The following is a 12,946-nucleotide window of genomic DNA, read 5'->3' as shown; positions in this document are numbered from 1 at the left end:
AAGAATAGGTGATGAAGTGAACTACCCGAATGTCGTTAGGGCCTTTTTTATGATAAGAGAGAATCGATTTGTTGCTCGTTGTCGTTTGGTCACAGGTGAAGAGGTCGTCGTTCATGTCAAAAACACAGGACGAGGCAAAGAAGTGCTGATAAAAGGCGCACCCGTCGTACTTCAGTATTGGGACAATCCCAAAAGAAAGACCAAGTATGATTTGATTGCGGTCAAAAAGCAAGACCAATGGATCAACATTGATAGTCAGGTACCAAATCAATTGGCTTATGAAGGCATATTGGATGGACAAATACAATTACCTGACTTACAGGGTGAAATTGTTTTGTTGCGTCGAGAAGTCGTTTATGGGCAATCGAAATTTGATTTTTATCTTGAAACCGATCAAGGTGAAATGGGTTTTGTGGAAGTCAAAGGGATGACGCTAGAAAACAATCGGGTTGGGGCGTTTCCAGATGCACCGACGATTCGAGGTCTGAAACATGTCAATGAATTGATGCAAGCCAAACAGGCGGGGTATTATGCAGCAGTCTTATTTATGATTCAATTTGAAGCGGTAGACGTCGCGACGATCCACCGCGACATGCAGCCAGCATTGGCAGCTGTCATCACACAAGCCCAATCAGAAGGTGTAGCTGTCCTGGCCTATAATTGTCACGTTCAGGAAGGAGAAATCAAACTTCTATCACAGATACCATTTGATGTAGATGCACCATTTATTGATCCAAATATTGATGAAGGAAAGAAGGCGTTATTATGATTCATTTAGGCATTATCGGTACCAACTGGATAACTGATCAGTTTGTTGAAGCGGCCCACCAAACCAAACGTTACCGTTTACGGGCAGTGTATTCAAGAACTTTAGAAAAAGCCGAAGCATTCGGCAAAAAGTATGGCGAAGTTCTCTACGAAACAGATTTGCTGCGTTTTTTTGGATTAGATGAGATTGATACCGTCTATATCGCTTCCCCAAATAGCTTGCACTTTGAACAAGCCAAACAAGCCATTCTTGCCGGCAAACACGTCATCGTTGAAAAACCTGCTTTTTCAACACCGAAAGAAATGGCTGAAATCATCGAATTAGCAAGTCAGAAACAGGTACTATTTTTTGAAGCAGCCCGCAATATCCATGAAAAGAGTTTCCAAACAGTGGCAGATTTCTTGCCAACGAAAGGTGCAATTATTGGCGCCAACTTCACTTATATGAAATATTCTTCTCGCTATGATGCAGTATTGGCTGGCGAAGAACCAAATATTTTTTCTCCGCATTTTTCTGGCGGGGCGTTGGCAGACTTAGGTGTCTACACTATTTATGCAGCTTTGGCATGGTTCGGTAAACCAGAAGGGATCCATTATTTTGCCCGCAAGCTGTCTACAGGTGTCGATGGTATTGGCACGGCCGTATTGCGGTATCCCGCCTTCGATGTCACGATCCAAACTGGGAAAATCGTCAATGCCAATCTGCGCTCGGAAATCTACTTTGACAACGGCACATTGGATTTAAATGCGGTCAATGCTATTGAAGAAGCGACTTTTTATGGTCGGTCAGAAACGGATACGCAAACGTTGGCGGTAGATGCAAAAGCCAACCCAATGGTGGAAGAAGCCAATGATTTTGCAGATGTGATCGAAAACAGCACCAATCCGATCCAAGGAAAACGCTATGAAGAGTGGGTTGAATTAGCCCGCAGTGTCAACGAAACGATTTATTTAATGAGAAAACAAGCTGACATCAATTTTGATGCAGACCAAGAGTAGGAATGGACTAAATGACAGAATTTACAACGACGACGTGGCCAGAAAACTGGCAAACGCTATGGCAAGAAGCTGGATTCACCACCCCTTCTTTGATTCAAGAAAAGGTCTATGGACCATTAGCAAAAGGTCAGTCTCTGATTGGTATTTCGCCAACCGGTTCCGGCAAAACCTTGGCGTATCTCTTACCACTTTTAGGTAAAGTAAAACCAAATGAAGGCAATCAATTGTTGATTTTGACTTCATCGCAAGAATTGGCCATGCAAGTGACCGAGGTCGCACGCACATGGGGACAAGCCATCGATTTGACTGTTCAACCATTGATTGGCGGAGCCAACACCAAACGTCAGGTAGAAAAATTGAAAGCAAAGCCAGAAGTTTTAGTCGGAACCCCTGGTCGAGTCTTAGAATTGATCAAAGCCAAAAAAATCAAAAGCCAGCAGATCGAGATGCTAGTATTAGATGAAGTCGACCAATTATTAAAAGAAGGACAGCTGGGGTTAGCTGCTAAGATCAATCAGACATTGACCAAGGAAGCACAACGCAGTTTCTTTTCGGCAACTGCCAATGAAGTAATAACAGAAATCCAACCATTGGTGCATACAACACCTATCATTATCGATGTGACTGCTGAGGACCAAAGCAAAGGGCTGATCCACCATTATTATTTGGATTATCCGCAACGAAGAATCGTTGATGGATTACGGCGATTGGCGCATTTGCCGGCGTTTCAAGGATTGGTCTTCTTTAATGAGCTGAGTGCAATGGGCAACGCTGAGGAAAAATTATTGTATCATGGATTGCCCGTAGCGACATTGGCTTCAGACCAAAACAAATTAGCCAGGCGCGGTGCACTAGAAAGCTTTAGACAAGGAAAAGTCCGCCAACTGCTAACGACAGATGTTGCAGCCCGAGGATTAGATATCCATGATTTGCCTTATGTGATCAACACCGATGTTCCTTTAGATAAAGAATCGTATCTGCATCGGGCCGGTCGTGTGGGTCGAATGGGCAAAGAAGGAACGGTTGTCACGATCGTTCAAGATCATTCACTGAAAGATTTGAAGAAAATCGCGAAGCAATTGGATATTACGTTGGAAGAAGTCTTTCTACACGGTGGAGCGTTACACACTGAAGCGCCAGCGGTCAATTCCGATCCTGTAAAACGTGTGAAAACTAAAACTGTGCAGAAAACTTCCGTGAAAACGCCTGAAAATTTACACACTCCCGTAAAAAAAGCCAAAAAGAAACAAAAAAACCGAAAAGACAAAGGGAAAAGACGCCATTGAGCGTCTTTTTGTGTTACCATTAAAAGTGGAAAAAATAGTGTGTAACATGAGGAGGCTTTTGAGTGAACTCTCGTAAGGAAGAGATTTTTCAAACGATTGAACTGCATAAACAAGGATTGACTGCGGTGGATGTCGCAAACATCTTGCAAATCGATCGCAGCAATGCAAGCCGCTATCTCAGTGAATTATATAAAGAAAGCAAAATCGGCAAGCGTTCGGGTCGACCTGTGGTCTATGAACCTTTAGAAGAAACAGTTCACGTCGATATTTCCTCTGAAGTAAGTTTTGAAAGTTTGGTTGGTGTTCAAGCTTCGTTAAAAGTCAGCATCCAACAAGCCAAAGCGGCCATTTTATATCCGCCTCGCGGATTGCATACCATCATTTTTGGCGAAACAGGAACTGGGAAATCAATGTTCGCAGAATGTATGTATCATTTTGCTGTTGAATCAAAAATGTTGAAAAAAGATGCGCCTTTCGTGTCCTTTAACTGTGCCGACTATGCACAAAACCCGCAACTGTTGTTTGGCCATATTTTCGGAATCAAAAAAGGTGCCTATACTGGAGCTGCAGAAGATAGTCCAGGCTTGATGTCCAAAGCGGATGGCGGCATCTTATTTTTAGATGAAATTCACCGCTTACCGCCGGAAGGTCAGGAAATGTTGTTTACCTTTATTGATAAAGGTGTTTATCGACCATTGGGGGAAAGCAACCAAGTCTATGAGGCGTCCGTTCAAATCATTGGTGCCACGACAGAATCTTCAACGAATTTTTTGACCACCTTCAATCGGCGGATTCCAATGGCCATCACATTGCCTAATGTGGAAAGTCGTTCATTAGATGAACGCTATGAAATCATCTCTTTATTTATCAAACAAGAAGCGACACGACTGAATCAACGGATCGATGTGGAGCGGGATGCGATTTTGGCGTTTATGCTCTATGATGCGGAGGGCAACATTGGTCAAATCAAGCGAGATCTGAAATTGGTTTGTGCCAAAGCATTCTTACACTACCGGACGTACGGCAAAAAGAATTTGTTGATCCGTAAGGAAGATTGCTCCTTGCAAGTGCAAAAAGGATTGCTGAAAATCAAAGAATTATCCGAGCGCTTGGATCGTTTTTTGGAAGGAAAGGGCGACTTTATGCGCTTTGAGCCAGGGGATCAAGATATTGTCTGGTCCCACGATCCTCAACGCAATATGCAAGTCTATAATGAGATCGAAGAAAAAGTCAGTTCACTGATTGAAACAGGCGTCGAGAACGTCGACTTGGAAAATTTGATTTCTAAAGATGTCGATGCGTATTTCGAAAAGTATGTGGAAGAATTGATTCAAAACCCCGTGCATAAAGAATTGATTCCTGAAGATATCTGGCGTTTGACCAATCGCTTATATGATATTGCCGAACAAGATTTGTCTCGCAGCTACAGTGAAAAAGCCCGTTTTGCCTTTGCCTTACACTTGCAAAGTACATTGGAGCGTGTCAAAGATGGCCATATGATCGTTCATCCCGATTTAAATACGGTACGCAAAAACCTGAAATCAGAATTTCAAGTGGCGATGGATCTTTCAACGATCATCGAAGAAGAGCAAGATGTAGAGATTCCTTTTGATGAGATTGGTTTTATCAGCATGTTCTTAGCTATTCAAGTGAAACCAGCTGTGGATTTGCCATTGGAAAAAATCGAAATCATCGTTTTGATGCATGGCACTGCAACGGCTAGCAGTATGCTAGCAGCAGCGCAAGAACTGTTAGGAACCAAAAGCGGTCATGCGATGAACATGTCGCTGGATATGTCAGTCGGACATATGTATGATGCGTTACTTGCATTCGTGGCCGACAACAAAGAACGACTTAGCAATGGCATTTTATTATTGACGGACATGGGGTCACTCAATTCATTTGCCAATTTACTGTTTGAAGAAACAGGCATTCGCACCAAAGCGATTTCGATGACAAGCACGATGATCGTCTTAGAAGCTTTACGAATGGCTGATAGTGGCCGCAGTTTAGAAGATATCTACCAAAACATCCAACGATCCTTTGAAACGATCGTTCAAGAACAATTCCGAACAGTTCACGAGGCAAAAGGCACGAAAAAAGCTGTGATCGTGACTTGTTTTACAGGAGAAGGCGTTGCTGCAAAACTGTATCAAAGAATTTTCCCAGTGGTCGATCAAGCGCAAGTAGAAGTGATCCAAATGCAATTTATTGAGAAGGAAACCTTTAAAAAACATATCGATGGCTTATTAGAAGAATATGAAATCAAGGCAATTGCCGGAACGGTGGAAATCGATTATCAAAACATTCCTTTCTTTTCCGCCTATGATGTATTTGATGATGATCGACTGAACGTGTTGAAACGAATCGTTTCAGATGAAGTACCGATCGATAAAATCGTCCGATCCTTAGAAAATACATTGACCCATGTCGGATCGGTCTATCATTTGATTGAAAGTCTGCAAAAAATCGTCCATCAAATCCAAAACCAGCTGCATGTCATTGTGGAGCCGACTGTCGATGCAGGTTTAGTTATCCACTTGGCTTTCTTGGTGGAAAGCTTATTGAAAAAAGAACCGAGCCGCCAATTTAAAGACTTAGCAGTATTTCAGAAACGCTACCGCATCGAAAATGATGTGCTGCGCACCCACTTACTGCAAATCGAGAAAAATTATCAAATCAAAATCTCGGAAGATGAGATTGCTTACTTGACGCAAATGTTTTTGGAAAACGAAATCAAAAATTATCATGAATCCGCACACAATATTAGTGTGTAATGAGAATTCAGTGAGTGTGTAAAATGAAAATTGGTTCAGACCTTTGATATAGCAAGGTTTGAGCTGATTTTTTTTTGGCACGTTTTTTGCTTTATAGTTAAGTGTAACCATCAACAGAAAGGAGCGAATACACAATGGCTAAAAAAACAATTATGCTTGTTTGTTCAGCAGGAATGAGTACCAGTTTATTGGTGACCAAAATGCAAAAAGCAGCAGAAGCAAAAGGTATGGAAGCAGACATCTTCGCTGTTTCAGCTTCAGAAGCAGATCAGCATTTAGAATCAAAACCAGTAGATGTCTTGTTGTTAGGACCACAAGTTCGATTCATGAAATCGCAATTTGAACAAAAATTAGCACCTAAAGGAATTCCTTTAGAAGTCATCAACATGGCAGATTATGGCATGATGAATGGCGAAAAAGTTTTGGCGCAAGCTGAAAGCTTAATGAAATAAATAAATGTATGGAAGTGTAAGGAGGATTTTTTAAGATGGATGAGCAAAATTTGGAAGCCATTATGGGATTGATCATGTATGGGGGAAATGCCAAGAGTGATGCAATGGAAGCAATCGCTGCAGCGAAAGAAGGCAACTTTGAATTAGCAGATGCGAAAATCAAAGATGCTGAAGCATCATTGGTTGAGGCGCACCATTCTCAAACAGGATTATTAACGCAAGAAGCGCAAGGCAATCATATGACTGTCACTTTACTAACAGTGCACTCGCAAGACCACTTAATGACATCAATCGCATTTACCGATTTAGCGAAAGAAATCATTGATGTCTATCGACGTCTAAATAACGAATAATCTTTGAACGGATAGAAGTAGTTATTGTCGATGAATCAAGAAAATCTTCTTTGACGAATAGGACTTATAGGAGGAATTAAAATGGATGGATTAACAAGTTGGATGGAGAAACATATTCTCCCTGTAGCCGCGAGAATTGGTTCACAAAAACACTTGGTTGCATTACGTGATGCCTTTATCGGTATGATGCCTGCAACAATGGCTGGTGCGATCGCAGTTCTTTTGAATGCCTTTATGCGTGATTTTCCTAATACGTATTTAGGTGCTGATAATGCCATTACGAAATTCTTTACCCCAGTTATCGGGATCAATGGACTGGTTTGGACTGGGACATTGGCAATTATGGCCGTTATTTTCTCTGCATCATTCGGATACAATTTAGCAAAAGCTTATAATGTTGATGCTTTGTCAGGGGCGCTGGTTTCTTTAGCAGCATTTATTATGGGTATTCCACAATCAGCGTCATTATCATTGACATTAGAAGAAGCATTGCCAACAAATGTGTTAGATATGATCAACAACACAAGCGCAACTTCTGGTTTTGCAGCTGACGGGTCAACAATCAGTGCTGCAGGCTGGGGCTACTTCCCATTTAGCGCATATATGGGCGGATCTGGGTTATTTACAGCTATTATTTTCGGATTTCTATCTGTCATCATTTTTGCGAAGTTGATGCAAAAGAATATTATTATTAAAATGCCAGACTCAGTTCCACCGGCAGTATCACGTGCATTCGCTGCCATCATTCCTGGGATTGCTGGTCTATATGCATCAGGTTTAATCTACTATGTATTTGAACGATTTGTAGGAATGCCATTGATCGATTGGATTTCAGAGTCTATCCAAAAACCATTACTTGGTTTGTCACAAGGGTATTTCGCAGTCTTTATTATTGTACTATTGGTACACGTTTTATGGTTCTTCGGCCTTCACGGCACCAACATTATGTCACCAGTATTGCAATCGATTTATGGTGTTGCAATGGTTGAAAATACGAATGCTTATCAATTAGGTGAAGCGGCTCCTTATAAATGGGTTGCGGGCTCATTTGAAGCCTTTGTATGGCCTGGTGGCGCAGGTGTTACGTTGATGCTCTTGATTGCCATCTTGCTTTTCTCTAAACGTGCAGATTACAAAACAGTGGGTAAATTAGGGATCGGGCCTGGTTTGTTCAATATCAATGAACCGGTTATGTTCGGTCTGCCTATCGTATTGAACCCATTGTTTATCATTCCATTTATCGTGGCACCATTGGTAACAGCAACAATTGCTTATGCGGCAACAACGCTAGGTTTAGTTGCGCCAGTAGTAGTGAATGTTATTTGGGTTATGCCTACGATTATCAGTGGTTTCTTAGCAACTGGTGGGGATTGGCGCGCAATCATCCTAACGATTGTCAATCTAGCCGTAGCATTGTTGATTTGGGCACCATTTATCATTGCAGCGAATAAAATCAATCCTGCAGATCAAGACAACTAAAAAAAATCATCTAGATGGGCGAAATCGTCCATCTAGATGTATGATTTTATAGGAGGAAGTAGTATGATCATTGTAAATTCAGCTATGCAGCAAGACAATATCAAACAATTATTAGAAGGACTAGCAGGCGATGCTACATTTACTTTTAAAGAAAAAAAAGGCATACAACTTGTATTTGAGACCACAGCCGAAGATAAAGAACAGGCAGTCAAGACTGCGAAAGATGCCATCAAAAATACCGATTGGGGTCGCGTACTTTATTTCAATGTTGTAAGTCAGTAGTGAGGTGGATATCATGTTCAAAAATGGATTATTTTTAATAAGTATCGGGAGTATCTTGTTTTTATATAGTGCCAACGCACAATCAGGTGAGTATCATTGGGTGAACCTGATCACTTCGATCATCATCATGGCTGTAGGCGGTCTTATAGCGTCAATCGGTCATAAACGACAAAAGAAAAATAAGGAGGCCCAAGATGGAAATCACTAAAAAAATGAATGTGCCAGCTGCATTTCTTTATAAGACGATCATCGATTCCGTTTTGCATGATATTAAGCAATCAACTGATAAAGTATTGACAGAAGAGCAATTAACTGGGTATTCTTATGTTAAGCAATTTTCTAAGGATAGTCAAGCAACGATTCAAATCTATGATCTCAAAAAGAATGAAATGTATGCATTTCATACAGCTACAAAACGCAATACGTTTCATGTGACTTATAAAATTGAAACCATTGATGAAAACAACTGTACACTTTATTACGAAGAAAAGATGACCTCAGAAGGCATGATTCAGCAATTAAATGATATGGTTTTGGGAACGATTTTAGGGTATTTCAAACGCAAACAATTTAAAAAAATGCTCGTCATGATGGAAGAGTCGTATTAAAGGGTCCTTTGAGGCCTTTTTTTGTTATTTTTGCTAAAAGGAGAGAACAATATGAATGATGTCAAAAAAATGACGACCTATGGTGATCAAGAAGTGTTAGATTTGGTTGCTTATGCTTTTCAATGGGAATTGAGTGAAAAAAATATTGAGCGCTACCAAAGGCTTGCAGCCAATTCTTGGAATTATGGATCTTACGATGACGATGGAAAACTAGCCAGTCAAGTGATGGCTACCATGTTCAACGTCAACGTGCATGGAGTAGCGTATCCAATGGCAGGAATCGGATTTGTGGCTTCTTATCCGGAGTATCGTGGTCAAGGAAGAATCGATCGCATCATGCAGCAAGTCATCAAAGAGTGTTATGATCAGAAAATTGTTCTTTCCTATTTGGCGCCATTCTCGTTTCCTTTTTATCGCAGATATGGCTATGAATATACCTTTGAACGCAGCGTGTACGATATCAAATCTTCTGACTGGCCGGACAGTCCCAAAACATCAGGGTCTATCAAACGGTTGAGTTGGGAACAAGCCAAAGACATTATTCATGCAATCTATCATCAGCAAGCAAAAAATCACAGAGGGGCCTTGATTCGTGATTCATGGTGGGAAGAAATCAAATTCACATTACGTAAAACGTTGACGTTTGCTATCTATTACAATGCAGCTGGTGACCCAGAAGGGTATTTGATTTATTCTATTGATAATGGCACATTTATGATCGATGAATGGGGGTATATCAGCGGGGAGGCTTTTCATGGACTGAACCGATTGATTGTTTCTCATCGAGATTCTGTCGCCAAAATCCATTATCAAGTAGGGGAAGCATGCGGACCTTTACAAGCATTTGCGCTAAAGCCAATGCCTGCCATTCAATCTCGACCAGATATGATGACGAGAATTATCGATTTAGAACAATTTCTACAGTCGTATCCATTTACCAATAAAGAAGGTACAATTGCGATCCACATTGAACATGATGTTTATGCGCCATGGAACAATGGCTATTATGAACTCTCTTTTGCACATCAAAAGCCAATCGTCAAACGCGTAGAATCCACCGATCTTCCTTGTTTGACTACGTCGATTCAAAGAATCGGGCAATTACTGTTTGGCGTTCAAGCCATTGATACGTTGCTGTTTTTTGGTGAAATCGTTGCGGATGATGCGGTCGTTGCCTTTTTCCAAGCAAACTTACCTAAGGGACAACCAGTGTTGGAAGATTATTTTTGAATAAAAAAAGGCCAGTGCTTAGTGCAAGCATTGGCTTTCGTTTTGTAACGTTCCCTGCCGGAATCGAACCAGCAACTAATCCTTAGGAGGGACTTGTTATATCCATTTAACTAAGGGAACACAGTAGTTCTATTTTACCTGTAAACACTCATTCCCGCAAGATGAGAATGAAAAGGAAATAGAGAATTATTTTTATCTGCGCCGTCTTTTTTAAAAAAAAAGGTATTTTTTGAGCGAGTGAAATGACTTGAGACAGACTGCAATCGTTTTATTTTGTTAGAGAAATCAGGCGTGGTACACTTGTTTTGTATACGATAAAGCAGGAGGTAATGTGGAATGGTAAAAATTGCGAAATCTTTTTTGTCACAAGTTACAGCTGAAGGGCTCAACGGACCATTTGTCACCATTATGCTTAATACGCATGTCGGACACCAAAATGTTGAAAAGGACCAAATCAAGTTCAAGAACTTTGCGAAAGAAGCAAAACGGCGTTTCGAAAAGAAATATCCGGAACATGAGTGGGCACCTTTCCAGAAAAAAATAGATGAGATATTGGCTGATCAATCTTTTTGGCGCAGCAGTACGACCAGCGCAGCGGTGATTTTGACGCCAGAAGAAGTATTGGTGCATCGCCTTAGTATTCGTGTCGATGACCAATACTATGTCGGTGAAACACCATATTTGCTTGCGATCATCAAGAATGCTCAATTCAACGATCCATTTTATGTATTGGCTTTAAACCGTGATTCAATGAAACTATATCAAGTTGAAAATAAAGTTGTTTCTGAAGTTGAATTACCAGAAGAAGCACCGACCACCATGGAAAAAGCGTTGGGAGAAGAAATCACTGGTGGTGGAGATTTCAATTATAGTGCCCAAGGTGGTGCCAATAATGGGGGCGAAGGTGTTGCTTATCACGGATTCAGCGCCAAAGATGAAGAATTAGAAATCGACCATGTCAATTATTATCAAGCAGTAGATGCATTCTTCCGAAATGATTTTTCGAATGATGACAATTTGCCGCTGTATATCTTTGCATTACCAGAAAATCAAACATTATTCAAAAAGAATGCCAAAACAAGTTTCTTCCACGCAACACCAAATATTGCGACTTCACCAGCACCATTGTCTGTGAAGGAAATCCAGCCTTACGTTGACAAGTTAGTGGAAGAATTGACGCAACAGCAAGTGTCCGCTTATGAAAAGCTGTTGGATCGCAAATTCATTGATCAACTGGTGGATATGATACCAGCCGCCAAAGAAGGGCGCATTGGACAGCTGTTTATTGCTACCTCTAATTTAGTAGACGGTTTTGGAGAAGACCCCGATACTGAATACGACCGCAGACAAGTGCTCAATACACTGGCGAAGGATGTAGTAGATAATGGTGGTGAAGTGGCCATCTTAGCGCAAAAAGATGCCCCAGGCAGCAAACCTTTGACGGCGATCTTGCGTTACTAAAAAATGTATCATCATAGAATAATACTAAGGGGAGGCTGAAGACGATTGTTAACGTCTTCAGCCTTTTCTAAAAAAATAAATGCGTTTTCATTTTTTTGGATTTTCTATTAGTCAAGGTGAAAATTCTGTGCTATAATACATATTGTAGTATTTGTTACGGTAAATTATGGTAGCTTGTTTCATCTTAAACATCTTCCACATTTTCACCTTATACAAGTAATTGCAAAATATGTGTTTATACACAAGGAGGATTTTTATTATGGAAACAGGTACAGTGAAATGGTTTAACTCAGACAAAGGCTTCGGATTTATCACAGCAGAAAACGGCAACGATGTATTCGTTCACTTTTCAGCTATCCAAGGCGACGGCTTCAAAACTTTAGAAGAAGGCCAAGCAGTTACTTTCGATATCGAAGACGGACAACGTGGACCTCAAGCAACTAACGTAAACAAAGCTTAATTCAAATTGTCGATTATAGAGCAGCCTAGCTGCTCTTTTTTTATGCCGATTTTTATTTGTTGAATTGTTTTGGACTTGTTATAATGATGAAAATAAGGGGGGATACTTATGGGATTGAATGAATTTATCTTAGGTCTAGCAAATTTGGAGAAAATCCAACGGGCACCAGGATTTTTCAAATTCACTGAGCACAGTGTGGCAGCTCATTCTTTTCGTGTGACGATGATTGCCCAAACATTAGCTGATATTGAAGAACGAGCAGGGAATACGATCAATTGGCAGATTCTTTACGAGAAAGCATTGAACCATGATTATACCGAGCGATTTATTGGCGATATCAAAACGCCTGTAAAATATGCCAACAAAGAATTACGGTCTATGTTATCCACTGTAGAAGAAAAGATGACGGATGTCTTTATCGAGGAAGAAATTCCTGAAGACCTTCAGGCTATTTATCGCAGACGTTTGGCTGATGGCAAAGATGATACAGTAGAGGGACAATTATTGGCAATTGCCGATAAAATCGATTTACTCTACGAATCATTTGAAGAAATCACCAAAAGCAATCCAGATAAAGTGTATAAAGAGATGTTTCGCGAAGCGGTCTTGACGGTCAAAAATTTCCGTCATCGTCCCTCGGTTTCATACTTTTTTGAAGCAGTGTTTCCAGAATTGCTGAATGCCGATTTTTATGGGAAAACGGCTTTTTTAGATGAAATTGCTACATTGATCGAAAAATAAAAAACGTTTATCAACCCGACTGCAAGAACAGAGGTTGATAAACGTTTTTT

14 protein-coding genes and 1 tRNA gene are annotated in these 12,946 nt (G+C 40.6%); 14 read left to right on the top strand and 1 reads right to left on the bottom strand.

What is annotated here, in order from left to right; genetic code table 11:
* The first annotated feature begins 16 nt into the window (after positions 1-16).
* From sfsA to A5886_RS10365, 11 genes are all read left to right on the top strand, one after another.
* Complete coding sequence (gene sfsA / locus A5886_RS10415) at positions 17-769, top strand: DNA/RNA nuclease SfsA (RefSeq protein ID WP_086275076.1); 753 nt, start codon at positions 17-19, stop codon at positions 767-769.
* Entirely contained in the window at positions 766-1,767 is a 1,002-nt protein-coding gene (locus tag A5886_RS10410; RefSeq protein WP_086275075.1) for a Gfo/Idh/MocA family protein, read from the top strand. Before sfsA ends, A5886_RS10410 begins: the two co-directional genes overlap by 4 nt.
* Positions 1,768-1,778: 11 nt before the next feature.
* On the top strand, positions 1,779-3,053 hold the full coding sequence (locus tag A5886_RS10405) for a DEAD/DEAH box helicase (RefSeq protein WP_086275074.1): 1,275 nt from the start codon (positions 1,779-1,781) through the stop codon (positions 3,051-3,053).
* A gap of 62 nt (positions 3,054-3,115) precedes the next feature.
* Positions 3,116-5,830, top strand: a complete 2,715-nt coding sequence (locus A5886_RS10400; RefSeq protein WP_086275073.1) for a sigma-54-dependent transcriptional regulator — start codon at positions 3,116-3,118, stop codon at positions 5,828-5,830.
* Positions 5,831-5,964: 134 nt separating this feature from the next.
* Entirely contained in the window at positions 5,965-6,282 is a 318-nt protein-coding gene (locus A5886_RS10395) for a PTS sugar transporter subunit IIB (protein WP_086275072.1), read from the top strand.
* 35 nt (positions 6,283-6,317) lie between these two features.
* On the top strand, positions 6,318-6,635 hold the full coding sequence (locus tag A5886_RS10390; RefSeq protein ID WP_054116521.1) for a PTS lactose/cellobiose transporter subunit IIA: 318 nt from the start codon (positions 6,318-6,320) through the stop codon (positions 6,633-6,635).
* 81 nt (positions 6,636-6,716) lie between these two features.
* Positions 6,717-8,114, top strand: coding sequence for a PTS sugar transporter subunit IIC (locus tag A5886_RS10385; RefSeq protein WP_086275071.1), 1,398 nt, complete (start codon positions 6,717-6,719; stop codon positions 8,112-8,114).
* Positions 8,115-8,177: 63 nt separating this feature from the next.
* Entirely contained in the window at positions 8,178-8,396 is a 219-nt protein-coding gene (locus tag A5886_RS10380; RefSeq protein ID WP_086275070.1) for a hypothetical protein, read from the top strand.
* A 13-nt stretch (positions 8,397-8,409) separates the two neighbouring features.
* Entirely contained in the window at positions 8,410-8,604 is a 195-nt protein-coding gene (locus tag A5886_RS10375; protein WP_086275069.1) for a hypothetical protein, read from the top strand.
* Positions 8,591-9,004, top strand: coding sequence for a DUF3284 domain-containing protein (locus A5886_RS10370; RefSeq protein ID WP_086275068.1), 414 nt, complete (start codon positions 8,591-8,593; stop codon positions 9,002-9,004). Before A5886_RS10375 ends, A5886_RS10370 begins: the two co-directional genes overlap by 14 nt.
* A 51-nt stretch (positions 9,005-9,055) precedes the next feature.
* Positions 9,056-10,234 carry a GNAT family N-acetyltransferase gene (locus A5886_RS10365; RefSeq protein ID WP_086275067.1) on the top strand — a complete coding sequence of 393 codons (1,179 nt, stop codon included), beginning with the start codon at positions 9,056-9,058 and terminating at the stop codon, positions 10,232-10,234.
* 48 nt (positions 10,235-10,282) lie between these two features.
* Here A5886_RS10365 and A5886_RS10360 read toward each other — a convergent pair.
* Positions 10,283-10,354: transfer RNA gene (locus A5886_RS10360), tRNA-Arg, on the bottom strand.
* 216 nt (positions 10,355-10,570) lie between these two features.
* On the opposite strand from A5886_RS10360, the gene A5886_RS10355 reads away from it, so the two are divergent.
* The 3 genes from A5886_RS10355 (at position 10,571) to A5886_RS10345 (ending at position 12,896) form a co-directional block, all read left to right on the top strand.
* Entirely contained in the window at positions 10,571-11,695 is a 1,125-nt protein-coding gene (locus A5886_RS10355) for a baeRF6 domain-containing protein (RefSeq protein WP_086275066.1), read from the top strand.
* A gap of 259 nt (positions 11,696-11,954) precedes the next feature.
* Positions 11,955-12,155: a cold-shock protein gene (locus A5886_RS10350; protein WP_086275065.1), complete on the top strand. Its 201-nt coding sequence runs from the start codon at positions 11,955-11,957 to the stop codon at positions 12,153-12,155.
* 108 nt (positions 12,156-12,263) lie between these two features.
* Positions 12,264-12,896, top strand: coding sequence for a YfbR-like 5'-deoxynucleotidase (locus tag A5886_RS10345; protein WP_086275064.1), 633 nt, complete (start codon positions 12,264-12,266; stop codon positions 12,894-12,896).
* The last annotated feature ends 50 nt before the right edge of the window (positions 12,897-12,946 follow it).

The organism is Candidatus Enterococcus testudinis, assembly GCF_002140915.1.
GTDB classification, from domain to species: domain Bacteria; phylum Bacillota; class Bacilli; order Lactobacillales; family Enterococcaceae; genus Enterococcus_D; species Enterococcus_D testudinis.
This window is presented reverse-complemented; position numbering and strand designations above follow the sequence as displayed.